The organism is Afifella marina DSM 2698 (assembly GCF_900102695.1).
Taxonomy (GTDB): Bacteria; Pseudomonadota; Alphaproteobacteria; order Rhizobiales; family Afifellaceae; genus Afifella; species Afifella marina.
The window spans coordinates 966,926-982,217 of record NZ_FMVW01000001.1 but is presented as its reverse complement, the minus strand read 5'-3'; the positions used below and the strand labels follow the sequence as shown (position 1 = coordinate 982,217).

Here is a 15,292-nt window from a genome sequence, read left to right as displayed (position 1 = left end):
GCGAGGCCATGCCTCAGACGGAAGGAAAACTCAAACGGCATTGGCCTGATGCCGGCTTTTGATCTTGTAGCGGCCGCCCGGAACGACGAGCCTGACTGCGGTGACGACCTTCTCCCCCGCAAATGTGCGGCGGCGGATCGACAGGCACGGATCGGCACGCCCGATCGCCAGAAGTCGCGCCTCCCACGCCGCCGGCAGGACGGCCTCGACGGTATGCTCCGCCTCCGTCCACGCAATGACAGCGTTCAGATAGTCGTTGGGCGTGCGGGCGGTGAAATCCTGCATGAGATAGTCCGGCGCCAGCCTCGGATTGACCAGCCGGTCTTCGAGCTGGACCGGGATTCCATCCTCGCGATGGACGACCAGGCTGTGGAACACCGAGATGCCAGGCTCGACTGCGAGATCCTCGGCAATCTCCCGGCTCGCCTCCAGCGTCTCGAGCAGAACGACCTGGGCGGCATAGTTGTGGCCGCGTTCGGCAATCTCGTCGGCGATGTTGCGCACGGCGAAGACGGAGGTCTGTCCCTTGCCCTCCGAGACGAAGGTGCCGAGCCCTTTCACCCGCGTCAGCACCCCCTCGCCCGCGAGTTCGCGCAACGCCCGGTTCACGGTCATGCGGCTCAGGCCAAGCTTGGCGGAGAGCTCGTTTTCCGACGGCACCCGATGACGCGGCGGCCAGTCGCCCGCGGCGATCCGCTCGACAATCATGCGCTTTACCGCGGCATAACGGGGCGTCTCAGCGCCATCACTGATCCTGCCGGCTTCGATGCCCATTTCTTAGGCCCTTTTCGCCTGTGCACAATTTGATGTCGGATTTCGGCTTGCGAGCGTTGCGATTTTGGATACAGTCACTTGTATGTACAAGCTAGAGCGCTGCGAGCCGCGATGGCAATCGAAAAGCGCGGCAAGGGCGAACAGGCCGGTTTCGCAGCCTTTTTCGTCCCTCGCCCGGCCTGCGAGGACGCTGTCTTCGCGGTTTCGAACCACGGCACATACAGCTCTCCGGGGTGTGCGTCAGCAAAGGGGGCGGATACGCTCCGCACAGAGGAGAACGGGATGAGTTTCAAGAAGATTGCGCTGGCCGGCGCGCTCGCGGCGGTCGTTCTGGTACCGGGCGTCGCTTCGGCGAAGGATTGGAAGAAGGTCACCGTAGCGCTCGAGGGCGGCTATGCGCCGTGGAACCTCACCGATGCGAGCGGCCAGATCGTCGGCTTCGAGCCCGATCTCCTCAAGGTCCTGTGCGAGCATGCCGATCTTGAGTGCACGATGATCTCGCAGGATTGGGACGGCATGATCACCGCCCTCAATGCCGGCAAGTTTGACGTCATCATGGACGCTTTGTCGATCACGCCGGAGCGCCAGAAGGTGATCGACTTCACCGTTCCCTATGCGGCAACGCCCGCCGTCTTCGCCGCCCCGAAGGATAGCGGTCTCGCCGATCTGCCGGGCACCGGCACGGTCATCAAGCTGAAAGACGTGCGCGACCAGGCTGACGCGATCGCGCCTTTGCGTGAGGCGATGAAGGGCAAGACAATCGGCATCCAGAGCTCCACGGTCTATGCCAATTTCGTCTACGAGAACTTCGGCGACGTGGCGACGATCAAGGAATACAAGACCGCCGCCGAGCGCGACCTCGATTTGTCGGTCGGCCGCATCGATGCCGGCTTTGAGGATGCCACCTATCTGCTCGGCACTTTCGAAGCTTCCGAGAACAACAATCTCGCCTTCACCGGCCCGGAGATCGGCGGTCAGATCTGGGGCGAAGGCGAAGGGCTCGGCCTGCGCAAGTCCGACACCGACCTCAAGGCGAAGTTCGACGAGGCCATCAAGGCTGCGATCGCCGACGGCACCGTCAAGACGCTCAGCGAGAAGTGGCTGAAGGTCGACGTCACGCCCTAAGTCAAGCGATGCCGGCCCGGCGCACCTGAAGTTGAGGATGCCCGAAAGGCTTCCGCACCCGGGCACGCCTCCCTGGCCGGCATGCGGTTCGCGGCAGGCGGACGACCACAAGCTCGCCCGCCTGCCACAGGCTCCATCTCACCCGGCGGCGCCTCGCGCCGACCGGCGGTGCGCACCGCCGCAGCAGCAACAAGAGAGACGCGATGTCCTGGATCGACCTGATCGGATTCGGACCCAACGGCCGCGGCGGCCTTCTGTTGTGGGCGACGTTGATGACCCTGTCGGTCACGGCCGCCTCGCTCGCCATAGGCGCCGTTTTTGGAGCAGGCGTGGCGGCGGCCAAGCTCTCCTCCTCGCGCGTCGCCCGCGTACTCGGCGATGCCTATACGACGATCCTTCGCGGAGCGCCGGAACTCCTCGTCATCTATCTCGTCTATTTCGGCGGCTCACAGGCGGTGAGCGCCGTCGGCCGTCTCTTCGAATACGAGGGCTTTCTCGGCCTGCCCTCGTTTCTCGCCGGCGCGCTTGCCGTCGGCATGATCTCAGGTGCCTATCAGGCGGAGGTCTATCGCGGCGCCTTTCATGCCATCGCCAAGGGTGAGATCGAGGCAGCACGCTCCATCGGAATGGGCCGGGTCCTGCGCTTTCGCCGTATCATCATCCCGCAGATCCTGCGCTTCTCGCTGCCGGGCCTCGGCAATGTCTGGCAGCTGAGCCTTAAGGATTCGGCCCTGATATCGGTCACGGGCCTCGCCGAACTCATGCGCACATCGCAGCTCGCCGCGGGCTCCACGCGCCAATATTTCCTCTTCTTCATCGTCGGCGGCATCCTCTATCTGGTGCTCACCACGATCTCCGGCCAGCTTTTCGCAGCAGCCGAGCGACGCGTCGCCGTCAGCTTCTCGCACGGCCTCGGGCGGAGCTGAGCCGATGGATTTCGAGTTCCTCGCCTCCACCTTCGTCACGCTGGTCAAGGCGGTGCCGACGACTTTGGCGCTCTTTGGCGCCTCCGTCGTCCTCGGTGCAGCCCTTGCCGTCGTCCTCGTCGTCATGCGCACGGCCGGCGGGCCCATCCTGTCGGCCTTCTCGCGCGTCTATGTCTTCATCTTTCGCGGCTCGCCGCTGCTCATTCAGATGTTCCTCATCTATTATGGGCTCGGCCAGTTCGCGGTCATTCGCGACAGCTTCGCCTGGCCGGTGCTGCGCGAACCCTATTGGTGCGCCGTTCTCGCTCTCGCCTTCTGCACGGCCGGCTATCAGGCGGAAATCATTCGCGGCGGGCTGCAGGCGGTGCCACCGCGCGAGATCGAGGCGGCGCGTTCGGTCGGCATGTCGGGCTTCCTGCTCGTGCGCCGGATCATCGCCCCGATCACTTTGCGCGCCATGCTGCCCGCCTATTCGACGGAAATCATCCTGATGGTGAAGTCGACGGCACTCGCCTCGCTCGTCACTGTCTGGGAAGTCACCGGCACGGCGCAGCGGCTCATCTCCCAGACCTACCGCACCATGGAAGTCTTCCTGGTCGCGACGCTCATCTATCTCGTCATCAATTTCATCATCGTCCGCCTGATCGCCCTTTTGGAGCACCGGTTGTCGCCGCATCTCCGTGAGCGGCCGCGCATCTCCGGTGAAGGCCGCACGGTGACATCGCTGGAGACCCCCCATGACTGAAGCCCCGGTCCCGGCCATCTCGGTCAAGAACATCCACAAATCCTTCGCCAACCTCGAAGTCCTGAAAGGGATCTCGCTCGAAGCGCAGGACGGGGATGTCATCTCGATCCTCGGCGCGTCAGGCTCGGGCAAGAGCACTTTTCTCAGATGCATCAACCTTCTCGAGACACCGGATGAAGGTGAGATCACGGTCGCCGGCGAAACGATCAACATGCGTCGCGACCGCCAGGGCCGGCTGATGCCGAAGGATCGCTGCCAGGTCGACCGCATTCGCGCCGAGCTCGCCATGGTCTTCCAGAGCTTCAATCTTTGGTCCCACATGACGGTTTTGCAGAACCTGATCGAAGGCCCGGTGCATGTGCAGAAGCGGCCGAAAGCGGAAGCGATCGCGGAAGCGGAAGCGCTGCTTGAAAAAGTCGGGCTCGCGGAACGCCGCGATTACTATCCCGCGCATCTTTCCGGCGGCCAGCAGCAGCGCGCCGCGATCGCGCGTGCGCTCGCCATGCGACCGAAGGCTTTGCTCTTCGACGAACCGACCTCGGCGCTCGATCCGGAGCTCGTCGGCGAAGTCCTGAAGGTGATGCGCAGCCTTGCCGATGAAGGCCGCACCATGCTCGTCGTCACCCACGAAATGTCGTTTGCCCGCAACGTCTCCGACAAGGTGATCTTCCTGCATCAGGGCCAGGTGGAGGCCGAAGGGCGGCCGGAAGAAATCTTCACCGAATCCTCTTCGGAGCGTTTCAACCAGTTCATCACCGGCTTCAGAGGTTGAAGCCCCGGAGAGACGGAATGCGTCGCGTGTCGCTCGATGGCTCCCTCGCATGGAGAGAGATTGTCGAGGTCGCGGAGGGGTCCCCTCTCGATCTCACGCCCGCCGCGCTCACGCGCATCGACAACGCCGCCGCCATCGTGCAAGCGATCGTCGAGCGCGGCATCCGGGCCTACGGCGTCAACACCGGCGTCGGCGCGCTCTGCGATGTCGTGGTCGAGCGGCCGCTGCAACAGCAGCTCTCGCACAACATCCTGATGAGCCATGCCACCGGCGTCGGCGCGCCGCTTCCGGTTGCCGAGACACGCGCGATCATGGCAGCGGCGATCAACAATTACGCGCACGGCCATTCCGGCGTTCGCCGCGAGATCCCGCAAGGCCTCGCTGCGCTGTTGAATGCCGGGCTCACGCCTCTCGTGCCGGCGCGCGGCTCCGTCGGCTATCTGAGCCATATGGCGCATATCGCGCTCGTGCTCGTAGGGGTCGGTTCGGTGCGGGACGGCGACCGCATCCTCTCCGCGGCCGAGGCGTTGGCACGAGCCGGGCTTGAACCGCTCCGGCTCCAGGCGAAGGAGGGACTGTCGCTCGTCAACGGCACGCCCTGCGCCACGGGTCTTGCCTGCCTCGCGCTTGCGCGTGCGGACCGGCTTCTCGCCTGGGCGGATGCAATCGCCGCCATGACGATGGAAAATCTTGGCACCAACCCGGCCGCTTTCGCGCCCGAGGCGCTGGCGCTGCGCCGCTCCGACGGCCTGCAACAGGTCGGCGCCCGCCTGCGGCACTACCTTGAAGGCAGCAGCATCGTCGCCGCCGCCATCGGCAAGCGCACGCAGGATGCCCTGTCGCTGCGCGCCGTGCCGCATGTGCATGGGGCCGCCCGCGACCTCCTTGCAGACGCAGCCGCCACCGTCGACCGCGAGCTCGCCTCCGTCACCGACAATCCGCTCGTCACCGGCACGCCCGAGGCACCTCACGTGCATTCGCAGGCCCATGCCGTCGGGGCGGGACTGGCGCTTGCCCTCGACGGCCTGGCGACGGCGATTGCCGAAGTGGCGGCGATGTCGGAGCGACGTCTCGACCGGCTTCTCAATCCAATGGTGAGCGGGCTTCCGGCCTTTCTCGCGGCAGAAGGCGGCGCAGCATCCGGCTTCATGATCGCGCAATATGCGGCCGTCTCGCTCGTCAACGAAAACCGCCGCCTCGCCGCGCCGGCAAGTCTCGACGGCGGCATCACTTCGGCATTGCAGGAAGATCATCTGGCGCATCCGACGCCGGCCGCACTGAAAGCGCTTGCGATCGTCGAGAACGCCACCCGCCTCCTTGCGATCGAATGGCTTGCTGCCGGCCAGGCCTACGCCTTTCAGACCGAGGCACGTGCGCCCGCAACCGACAGGCTTTTCGCCCAACTGCGTAGCTTGATTGCCTTCTATTCCGACGACCGGCCGCTCTCGCAGGATATGGAGACGGCGTTCCAGTTTCTCTCGTCGGAACAACCCGCTACGCGCTAAGCCTCAGCCGCGGCGCCGGCCGATCTTGCGTACATAAAGCTCAAGCCGGTGCGAGACGATCTCGTAACCGAGCGAGCGGGCAATCTCTTCCTGCAGAGCCTCGATTTTATCGGAGCGGAACTCCACCACCTCGCCCGTATCCGTATCGATCAGGTGGTCGTGATGCGTGCCACCGGCCGGCTCGAAGCGCGACGGCCCGCCCTCGAAAACATGCCGTTGGATGGCGCCGCGATCCTCAAGAATTTTCATCGTCCGGTAGACGGTGGAGAGCGAGACAGTGGCGTCGATCTCTGAGGCGCGTCGGAATATCTCCATCGCGTCGGGGTGCTTTTCTCCCTCCTCCAGGATCTTCAAGATCGTCTTGCGCGCCCGCGTGATCCGGATTCCCGCATCGCGCAGCTCTTTCTCGTAATCGCGGCGTTTCTTGGCTTCACCCATTGTCCCCCTCTAGCGCCTGACGGGACGGCTGCAAAGGCCGCAGCGCCTGCCGACGCCAGCGTCCCATGCAGATTTCATCCGCGACTTCCTCCCGCCTCGACGCGAGGTCATTGGACGAAAGCAGCATATTTTTGCAAATGATTTGCACTTGCATCTAAAAAAGAAGGCTGGCATGTGAAAGAGGCACCCTGCGGCGCGACCGCATCGCTTGATGGAGAACAACTTGACGAAACGTCGATTGCTTGCCGCGTTGAGCGCGCTGTCTTTCCTCTGGGCCGGCGCCCAACAGGCCGTAGCAGCGGACAAGCTGAAAGCTGTCACCACCTTCACGGTCATCGCCGACATGGCTCAGAACGTCGCCGGCGAGGCGGCAAATGTTGAATCGATTACCAAGCCCGGAGCGGAGATCCACAATTACCAGCCGACGCCGCGCGATCTTATGCGCGGGCGCAATGCGCAGCTCGTCCTCTGGAACGGTCTCAATCTCGAAGTCTGGTTCGAACGCTTCCTCGCCAATCTCGGCGACGTCACCAACGTCGTCGTCTCCGACGGCGTAGAACCGATGAGCATTTCGCAAGGCCCTTACAACGGCAAGCCGAACCCGCATGCCTGGATGTCGCCGACGAGCGCCCTCATCTATGTCGACAATATCCGCGACGCCTTCATCGCCGCGGATCCCGACAATGCCGCCACCTATGAGGCGAATGCCGAAGCCTACAAACAGAAGATCCAGGACGCGATCGCGCCGATCCAGGCGGAGCTTGAGAAGATCCCGGAGGACAAGCGCTGGCTCGTCACCAGTGAGGGCGCGTTCAGCTATCTCGCCCGCGATTTCGGTCTCAAAGAACTCTATCTCTGGCCGATCAACGCCGATCAGCAGGGCACCCCGCAGCAAGTGCGCGCCGTCATCGACGCCGTCAACGCGCACGACATCCCTTGCGTCTTCAGCGAAAGCACCGTCTCCGCCAAGCCAGCACAACAGGTGGCGAGAGAAACGGGCGCAAAATATGGGGGAGTTCTTTACGTTGATTCTTTAAGCGCAGAAGACGGCCCGGTGCCGACCTATATTGATCTCCTCCGGGTGACGTCCGACACCATTGCTCAATGCCTCGTGCCATGATGATGTCTTCTGAAAACGTCTTGCCAGACTCGATGCCGGACCACGTGCCCGGCATCGCAGTCCGCCACGCCACCGTCACCTATCGCAACGGCCATACGGCGCTGCGCGACGCGAGCTTCGAGATACCGACCGGGACGATCACGGCGCTCGTCGGCGTCAACGGCAGCGGCAAGTCCACGCTCTTCAAGGCGATCATGGGCTTCGTGCCGGTCGCCGGCGGCTCGATTTCCGTGCTTGGCGGCAGTGTCGAGGCGGCGCTCAAAAGGAACCTCGTCGCCTATGTACCGCAGAGCGAGGAAGTGGACTGGAATTTCCCTGTCCTCGTGGAAGACGTCGTCATGATGGGCCGCTACGGGCGCATGAACTTCCTGCGGCAGCCGAAGCGCGCCGATCATGCCGCGGTCGCGGAGGCGCTTGAGCGCGTTGGCATGAGCGATTTCCGCAAACGCCAGATCGGCGAGCTCTCCGGTGGTCAGCGCAAACGGGTGTTTCTCGCCCGCGCACTCGCCCAGGATGGACGCGTCATTCTCCTCGACGAGCCGTTTACGGGCGTCGACGTCAAAACCGAGGATGCGATTATCGCGCTCCTGCGCGACCTGCGCGACGAGGGACGGGTGATGCTCGTCTCAACGCATGATCTCGGCTCTGTGCCGGAGTTTTGCGATCGGGCCGTTCTCGTCAAAGGCACGGTGCTCGCCTCGGGGCCGACGGACGAAATCTTCACGCGTGCCAATCTGGAACGCACCTTCGGCGGCGTTCTGCGCCATTTCGATCTTGCCGCCACCGATCAGGGGCGGCCGATCGGGATGATCTCCGACGACGAAAAACCCTTCCTTGTCTATGGCGAGCGCGACGAAACCACCTCGCCGGAGAAGGATGCGGAGCGGTCATGAGCCAGCTTCTGGAACCGTTTGCCTATCAATACATGGTCAACGCCATGTGGGTGAGCGCGCTCGTCGGCGCCACCTGCGCCTTCCTCTCCGCCTATCTGATGCTGAAAGGCTGGTCGCTCATCGGCGATGCACTCTCCCATTCCATCGTGCCGGGCGTCGCGGGCGCCTATATGCTGGGCCTGCCCTTTTCCTTCGGCGCCTTTCTTTCCGGCGGGCTTGCCGCCGGCGCCATGCTCTTCCTCAACCACCGCACCAAGCTGCGCGAAGACGCCATCATCGGCCTCATCTTCACGTCCTTCTTCGGGCTCGGGCTCTTCATGGTGTCGCTGTCGCCCGCCGCCGTCGACATCCAGACGATCGTGCTCGGCAACATTCTGGCGATCACGCCGGCCGACACGATGCAGCTCGTCATCATCGCCGCGGTCTCGCTCACCATCCTCATCGCCAAGTGGAAGGATTTGATGGTGGTGTTCTTCGACGAGAACCATGCCCGCTCGATCGGCATCAATCCCGGTCTGATGCGGCTCGTCTTCTTTACGCTGCTGAGCGCTTCCACCGTCGCCGCGCTGCAGACGGTCGGCGCATTCCTGGTCATCGCCATGGTGGTGACGCCGGGCGCCACAGCCTATCTTTTGACCGACAGGTTCCCCCGCCTCATCGTTCTCAGCGTGGTCATCGGGGCGACAACGAGCTTCGTCGGCGCCTATGCGAGCTATTTTCTGAACGGGGCCACCGGCGGCATCATCATCGTCCTGCAGACGCTGATCTTCCTCGTCGCCTTCGTCGTGGCGCCCAAGCATGGGCTTCTCGCCGCCAGGCGCCGCGCCCGTGAGGCGCTGCAGGACGGAGAGCGGCAGGACGAGGCGCAGCCGATGCCCCAGTTTTCGACGGGGGATCTGTCATGAGCTTCTTTGATCAGGCGATGCTTCCCTTCACCCTGCCCTTCATGCGTGAGGCGATGCTGATTGCGGTTCTCGTCGCCATCCCCTCGGCGCTTTTGTCGTGCTTTCTGGTCCTAAAAGGCTGGTCGCTGATGGGCGACGCCATCTCGCATGCGATTTTTCCGGGCGTGGTGATCGCCTATCTCGTCGGGCTGCCGCTCGTCGTGGGCGCCTTCGCCGCGGGCATGACCTGCGCCATCGCAACCGGCTATCTCAGCCAGAATTCCCGCATCAAACAGGATACGATCATGGGCATCGTGTTCTCAGGCATGTTCGGCTTTGGCCTCGTCCTCTACACGAAGATCCAGACCGAAGTGCATCTCGACCATATCCTCTTCGGCAACATCCTGGGCGTGCTGCCTTTCGATCTTTGGCAGAGTGCTGCGATCGCTATCCTCACCGTCGCCATCATCGCCGCCAAATGGCGCGACCTTCTCCTGCATGCCTTCGATCCGCAGCATGCGCGTGCCATCGGGCTACCCGTGCGGGTGATGCATTACGGGCTTCTCGCCATCCTGTCGTTGACGATCGTCGGTGCGCTCAAGGCAACCGGCATCATTCTGACGATCGCGCTCCTGATCGCGCCCGGCGCGATCGCCTTCCTGGTAACGCGCCGTTTCGGGGCGATGATGCTGGTGGCGGTGACGCTGTCGCTCGCCTGCGCGTTCCTTGGCGTCTATGCGAGCTTTTTCATCGACAGCGCGCCGGCGCCGACGATCGTGCTCCTGCTCGCCGCCTGTTTCGTCGCGGTTTTTCTGGCGACGACGCTGTCCGGCCGGTCGCGCGGCCAAGTTTCGGGAGCCTCGACCGAGCCCGAGAAACTCGGCTAAGCCCTGCCGAGCGCAATAAGCTCCGGCGGCTTTCACGCCTCACGGGAGACGCAAAAGCCGCCGGAAATGTCTCAGATCATTCCGGAACGCGGCGAACGGCGCCCTTGTCGGCGCTCGTCGTCAGCGCCGCATAGGCCTTGAGTGCCGTCGTCACCTGGCGCTTGCGCGGTTTCGCCGGCTTCCACCCAGCTTTATCCTGCTCGGCGCGCCGGCTTGCGAGCTCCGCATCGTCCACCAGAAGGTTGATGGTGCGGTTCGGAATGTCGATCTCGATCATGTCGCCGTCGCGCACGAGTCCGATCGCCCCGCCCTCGGCCGCTTCCGGCGAGGCATGGCCGATCGAGAGACCCGACGTACCGCCGGAGAAACGCCCATCGGTGACAAGCGCGCAAGCTTTGCCGAGGCCTTTCGACTTCAGATAGCTCGTCGGATAGAGCATCTCCTGCATGCCGGGGCCCCCGCGCGGTCCCTCGTAGCGGATCACCACGACGTCGCCGGCGGCAACCTTGTTCGACAGAATCGCATGCACGCTCTCGTCCTGGCTTTCGAAGACCCGCGCAGGGCCTGAGAATTTCAGGATCGAGTCGTCGACGCCCGCCGTTTTCACGATGCAGCCGTTGAGCGCGATGTTGCCCTTCAGAACGGCAAGTCCGCCATCCTTGGAGAACGGATGCTCGGCATCGCGGATGACGCCCGCTTCGCGATCGAGGTCGAGCTCGCGCCAGCGATTATCCTGGCTGAAGGCTTCCTGGCTCGGCACACCGCCCGGCGCGGCACGGAAGAATTCCGTGACCGTCTCGGAGGCCGCGCGGCGCACGTCCCAGCGCTCGATCGCATCGCCGAGCGTCTCGGCATGGACGGTCGCCACGTCGCGGTTGATCAGACCCGCACGGTCGAGTTCGCCCAGGATCGCCATGATGCCGCCAGCGCGGTGCACATCTTCCACATGCACGTCGTTCTTGGCCGGCGCCACCTTGCACAGGACCGGGACATGCCGCGACAGGCGGTCGATGTCGTCCATGGTGAAGTCGACCTCGCCTTCCTGAGCGGCCGCCAGGATGTGGAGGACGGTGTTGGTGGAGCCGCCCATGGCGATGTCGAGCGCCATGGCGTTCTCGAACGACGCCTTGGTGGCGATCTTGCGCGGCAGGACGTTCTCGTCGTCCTGCTCGTAGCAGCGCTGGGCGAGATCGACGATCAGATGTCCCGCCTCGACGAAGAGCCTGCGGCGGTCGGCATGGGTCGCAAGCGTCGTGCCGTTGCCGGGCAAGGAGAGGCCGAGCGCTTCTGTCAGGCAGTTCATGGAATTGGCCGTGAACATGCCCGAGCATGATCCGCAGGTCGGGCAAGCAGAGCGTTCAATGACCTGCACGTCCTCTTCGCTGACGCGGTCGTCGGCCGCCGCCACCATCGCATCGATCAGATCGAGCGATTGCGACTTGCCGTCGAGCACCACCTTGCCGGCTTCCATCGGGCCGCCGGAGACGAAGACGGTCGGAATGTTGAGGCGCATGGACGCCATCAGCATGCCGGGAGTGATCTTGTCGCAATTGGAGATGCACACCATCGCATCGGCGCAATGCGCATTGACCATGTATTCCACGGCATCCGCGATGAGCTCACGCGACGGCAGCGAATAGAGCATGCCGTCATGGCCCATGGCGATGCCGTCATCGACGGCGATGGTGTTGAATTCCTTGGCGACGCCCCCCGCCGCTTCGATCTCGCGGGCCACGAGCTGGCCGAGATCTTTGAGGTGCACATGGCCCGGTACGAACTGCGTGAAAGAATTCACGACGGCAATAATCGGCTTGCCGAAATCATTGTCCTTCATGCCGGTGGCGCGCCAAAGGCCGCGCGCGCCGGCCATGTTTCGTCCATGGGTGGTTGTGCGTGAGCGATAAGAGGGCATTGGTTTTTGGTATTCCTTCTGGCCTTGTGAGGCCGGAGGCACGACAGCATTGTGCGAGGCCGGATCGGCCCGTCGCGCCACGGCATGGATCCGCGAAAGGCGGACCGTCCCAGCTAATAAGCATCCCCGCCCGGCTCGGCAACGGCCTGAGCGCAAAAGGATAAACTCAGGGCCAGCATCCAGGTTTGCGGCCTCGCCGGTCGCTCTCGCGGCATCCGCATGAACAGACGACGTTGCCGTCATCTTCGTGCACCTCGCGAGACAGCAAATTCCACAAGCGCGAAGAGGTTCAGGCCAGAATTGCGCCGCGCCGAATTTTTAGGCTTGCAACTGGTATACCAGTCAGCCAGTCTGATCCTTATGGCAGTTTCCTTCGAGTTCGAGCGTGACCGCGCCTATAGCCGCCTCGTCGATTTGATCTTCGGGGGCAGCTTCGAGACGGATCATCCCTTGTCGGAGCGTAAGCTCGCCCAGCAGCTCGGCATCGGGCGCATGCCGGTGCGCGACGCGTTGCGCCAGCTCGAGCAGGAAGGCGTCGTGGAGGTTAAGCCGGCGCGCGGAACCTTCATCCGGAAGCTCTCAGCGGGCGACATCAGCGACATCTACGAGCTGCGCGAGGCGCTCGAATGTCTGGCCGCGCGCCGGGCTGCCGAACGAGGACCGAGCCTCGCTTTGAGCGCATGCGGAGAGAAGATGCGCATCATGGCGCGCGATCCCTCCGCCTTCACCTCCCGCGAGATCGACGACGTCGGCACCGACTTTCACGACGCGCTCATCCAATCTTCCGCCAGCGCCCCTCTTGCCGAGATGGTGCGCCTGATGCGCATGCGATTCCGCCTGGCATTCCACCTGCCGCGGTACTTCGCACACGCTCTCGTCCAGGAAATCCTGGTCGAGCACATCACGATCTTCGAAGCGATCGTGGACCGCCAGCCCGAGAAAGCCGCCGAACTGATGCGCAGACATCTGAAGCGCGGCCTCGAGATCAGATTGGAGCTCGATCGGGCACCCGGAACAGACAAAACCAAAGACAAGACAAGAGGCACAGAGAACATATGATGAAGCACCTATTTGCCGGCGGGCTTCTCGTCGGCGCGATCTCCGCGGCCGGCTTTCAGACGCCGGCCATCGCCGGCACCCTCGACGACGTGAAAGCGGCCGGCGTCGTCACCTGCGCCGTCAACGGCAGCCGGCCGGGCTTTTCCTCCGTCGACAGCCAGGGCGCCTGGCAGGGCCTCGACGTCGACACCTGCCGCGCCATCGCCGCCGCCACCCTCGGCGATGCGAGCAAGGTCAAGCTGCTCAAGACCAACAATCAGACGCGTCTCACCGCCCTGCAGACCGGCGAAGTCGACGTTACCGTCGCCAACACCACCTGGACGCGCGGCCGCGACACCGATCTCGGCCTCGATTTCGTCTCGCCGACTTTCTACGACGGCCAGGGCCTGATGGTGCCGAAGGAGCTCGGCGTCACCAGCGTTGCCGAACTCGACGGAGCGAGCGTGTGCGTGCGCCCCGGCTCCACTTCCGAGCGCGTCGTCTCCGACATTCAGAAGAAGTACGGCATCTCCCTGCAACTCGTGGTGATCGAGGACCAGAAGGAAATCAACACGGCCTTCTTCGGCGGACGCTGCGACGTTGCCGTGCAGTCCTCCTCCGGCCTGTCTTCGACGCGTGCTGCCGTCGCCCCCAATCCGGACGATTACGTCATCCTGCCCGAGCTCTTCGGCAAGGACCCGATGGGACCGGTCGTGCGGCAGGACGATCCGCAATGGCGCGACATCGTGCAGTGGACCGTCTTCACGCTCTTCCAGGCCGAAGAGAGCGGCGTCACCTCCGAAAACGTCGATGAGGTGAAGGAAAGCAGCGACGACGCGGCCGTGCGCAGGCTGTTGGGCGTCGACAAGGCCGGCGGCGACGGGCTCGGGCTCGATCCGGACTGGGCCTACAAGGTCATCAAGCAGGTCGGCAATTACGGCGAAGTCTTCGACCGCAACGTCGGCAAGGGCTCTCCCTTGAAGCTCGATCGCGGCCTCAACGCCCTCTACACCGACGGCGGCCTCATTTACTCGCCGCCGCTCTGAGAACAGTTGAGCTCACTCGTGAGATCGATGCGACCGAGGTCATGACCCACACCCCCTCGACAAATGGAGAGAGCGCGGTGCCTTTCTGGCGCCAGCCGCGCTCTCGCGCCATCGCCTGGCAGGCACTGCTTCTCGCCGCGCTTGCCGCGCTCGGCATCTGGCTCGTGCTCAACGCGCGTCAGGCGCTGATCGACCGTGGCATGACCTCTGGTCTCGGCTTTCTCTTCGACGAGACGCAATTCGCCCTCGGCGAAGCCTTCTTTAGCTTCACCTCCGGTGACACCTATTTGAAGGCCTTCGCCGTCGGCCTCGGCAACACGGTGTTGCTGTCCGCCGTCAGCATTGTCACGGCCAGCATCATCGGCGCGATCGTGGGCTTCGCACGGCTTTCGCCCAACGCGCTCGCAAGCAGCCTTGCCCGCGCCTATGTCTACGCCTTCCGCAACACGCCGCAGCTCGTCCAGATCGTCTTCTGGTACACCTTCTTTACGTTGTTTCCGGCGGCGCGCCTGTCCTGGTCCTTCTTCGACTTCGTCTTTGCCTCCAACCGGGGGCTGACCATTCCGGCGCCGGAGAACATGACGGCGTTCACCGCAGTTGCCGCCGCCTTCCTCGCCGGCTGTGCTCTCGCCTGGTGGGTGGCGCATCTCGCCGACCGTCGCCGCAGGCGCACCGGGCAAAAATGGAAGTCCGCAAAGCCGGTCCTTCTCGCCACCATCTTCGTTCCGGCGCTCCTCGTCTGGCTCGCCTTCGGCATGCCGCTCACCTGGTCGATCCCGGAACTGAAGGGATTCAATTTCGCCGGCGGCATAACGCTGTCGCCGGAGTTCCTCGCCATCTATTTCGGCCTCTCCTTCTATATCGCGGCCTTCATCGCCGAGATCGTCCGCGGCGGCCTTCTCAGCGTCGATTCCGGGCAGATCGAGGCGGCCAACGCCATCGGCCTCACCCGCATCGACCTTTATCGCCGCGTGGTGGCGCCACAGGCGCTGCGCGTCATCATCCCGCCGCTCGCAGCACAATATGTGAGCCTCTTGAAGAACTCCTCGCTCGGCGTGGCCGTCGGCTACCCGGATCTCTTCTCCGTCTCCAACACCATGCTCACCTATTCCGGCCGCACCATCGAGGTCCTGTGCATCATGGCGGCCGTTTATCTCGCCTTGTCGCTGGCGATCGGTGCGGTCGCGAACTTCGTCAACGGCTTCGTGCAGATACCGGAGCGCTGAG

General features: G+C 63.8%; 15 protein-coding genes. 12 read left to right on the top strand and 3 right to left on the bottom strand.

The window, feature by feature from the left end; genetic code table 11:
* Positions 1 to 30: 30 nt before the first annotated feature.
* Entirely contained in the window at positions 31 to 774 is a 744-nt protein-coding gene (gene hutC / locus BLP76_RS04605) for a histidine utilization repressor (protein ID WP_092809911.1), read from the bottom strand.
* Positions 775 to 1,056: 282 nt separating this feature from the next.
* On the opposite strand from hutC, the gene BLP76_RS04600 reads away from it, so the two are divergent.
* The 5 genes from BLP76_RS04600 (at position 1,057) to BLP76_RS04580 (ending at position 5,847) form a co-directional block, all read left to right on the top strand.
* A complete protein-coding gene (locus BLP76_RS04600; protein ID WP_092810160.1) occupies positions 1,057 to 1,899 on the top strand; it encodes a transporter substrate-binding domain-containing protein in 843 nt (280 codons plus the stop codon).
* 203 nt (positions 1,900 to 2,102) lie between these two features.
* Positions 2,103 to 2,825, top strand: coding sequence for an ABC transporter permease (locus tag BLP76_RS04595; RefSeq protein WP_092809910.1), 723 nt, complete (start codon positions 2,103 to 2,105; stop codon positions 2,823 to 2,825).
* Between the two features lie 4 nt (positions 2,826 to 2,829).
* Complete coding sequence (locus tag BLP76_RS04590) at positions 2,830 to 3,570, top strand: ABC transporter permease (protein WP_092809909.1); 741 nt, start codon at positions 2,830 to 2,832, stop codon at positions 3,568 to 3,570.
* Positions 3,563 to 4,342, top strand: coding sequence for an ABC transporter ATP-binding protein (locus BLP76_RS04585; RefSeq protein WP_092809908.1), 780 nt, complete (start codon positions 3,563 to 3,565; stop codon positions 4,340 to 4,342). The genes BLP76_RS04590 and BLP76_RS04585 overlap by 8 nt, the downstream gene beginning before the upstream one ends.
* A 17-nt stretch (positions 4,343 to 4,359) precedes the next feature.
* The gene (locus BLP76_RS04580) at positions 4,360 to 5,847 is read left to right on the top strand and encodes an HAL/PAL/TAL family ammonia-lyase (protein ID WP_092809907.1); all 1,488 of its coding nucleotides are present in this window, start codon (positions 4,360 to 4,362) and stop codon (positions 5,845 to 5,847) included.
* 3 nt (positions 5,848 to 5,850) lie between these two features.
* Here BLP76_RS04580 and BLP76_RS04575 read toward each other — a convergent pair whose 3' ends face one another.
* Positions 5,851 to 6,285 carry a Fur family transcriptional regulator gene (locus BLP76_RS04575; protein ID WP_092809906.1) on the bottom strand — a complete coding sequence of 145 codons (435 nt, stop codon included), beginning with the start codon at positions 6,283 to 6,285 and terminating at the stop codon, positions 5,851 to 5,853.
* 250 nt (positions 6,286 to 6,535) lie between these two features.
* Between BLP76_RS04575 and BLP76_RS04570 the strand changes: the two genes are divergently transcribed.
* From BLP76_RS04570 to BLP76_RS04555, 4 genes are read left to right on the top strand one after another with little or no spacing between them, the layout of a single operon-like run.
* Positions 6,536 to 7,405: a metal ABC transporter substrate-binding protein gene (locus BLP76_RS04570; RefSeq protein WP_420867617.1), complete on the top strand. Its 870-nt coding sequence runs from the start codon at positions 6,536 to 6,538 to the stop codon at positions 7,403 to 7,405.
* A gap of 32 nt (positions 7,406 to 7,437) precedes the next feature.
* Entirely contained in the window at positions 7,438 to 8,298 is an 861-nt protein-coding gene (locus tag BLP76_RS04565; protein ID WP_139163689.1) for a manganese/iron ABC transporter ATP-binding protein, read from the top strand.
* Positions 8,295 to 9,203, top strand: a complete 909-nt coding sequence (locus BLP76_RS04560; RefSeq protein WP_092809903.1) for a metal ABC transporter permease — start codon at positions 8,295 to 8,297, stop codon at positions 9,201 to 9,203. The genes BLP76_RS04565 and BLP76_RS04560 overlap by 4 nt, the downstream gene beginning before the upstream one ends.
* A complete protein-coding gene (locus tag BLP76_RS04555) occupies positions 9,200 to 10,069 on the top strand; it encodes a metal ABC transporter permease (RefSeq protein WP_092809902.1) in 870 nt (289 codons plus the stop codon). Before BLP76_RS04560 ends, BLP76_RS04555 begins: the two co-directional genes overlap by 4 nt.
* A 76-nt stretch (positions 10,070 to 10,145) precedes the next feature.
* On the opposite strand, the gene ilvD is transcribed toward BLP76_RS04555, so the two are convergent.
* Positions 10,146 to 11,981 (bottom strand): dihydroxy-acid dehydratase, encoded by a 1,836-nt coding sequence (gene ilvD / locus BLP76_RS04550; RefSeq protein ID WP_092809901.1) that lies wholly within the window; start codon positions 11,979 to 11,981, stop codon positions 10,146 to 10,148.
* Between the two features lie 360 nt (positions 11,982 to 12,341).
* Here ilvD and BLP76_RS04545 point away from each other — a divergent pair, with 360 nt between their 5' ends.
* From BLP76_RS04545 to BLP76_RS04535, 3 genes are all read left to right on the top strand, one after another.
* Positions 12,342 to 13,040, top strand: a complete 699-nt coding sequence (locus BLP76_RS04545) for a GntR family transcriptional regulator (RefSeq protein ID WP_170130379.1) — start codon at positions 12,342 to 12,344, stop codon at positions 13,038 to 13,040.
* Positions 13,037 to 14,065, top strand: coding sequence for an amino acid ABC transporter substrate-binding protein (locus BLP76_RS04540; RefSeq protein ID WP_200170539.1), 1,029 nt, complete (start codon positions 13,037 to 13,039; stop codon positions 14,063 to 14,065). Before BLP76_RS04545 ends, BLP76_RS04540 begins: the two co-directional genes overlap by 4 nt.
* A 77-nt stretch (positions 14,066 to 14,142) precedes the next feature.
* Positions 14,143 to 15,291, top strand: a complete 1,149-nt coding sequence (locus BLP76_RS04535) for an amino acid ABC transporter permease (protein WP_170130380.1) — start codon at positions 14,143 to 14,145, stop codon at positions 15,289 to 15,291.
* Position 15,292 lies beyond the last annotated feature (1 nt).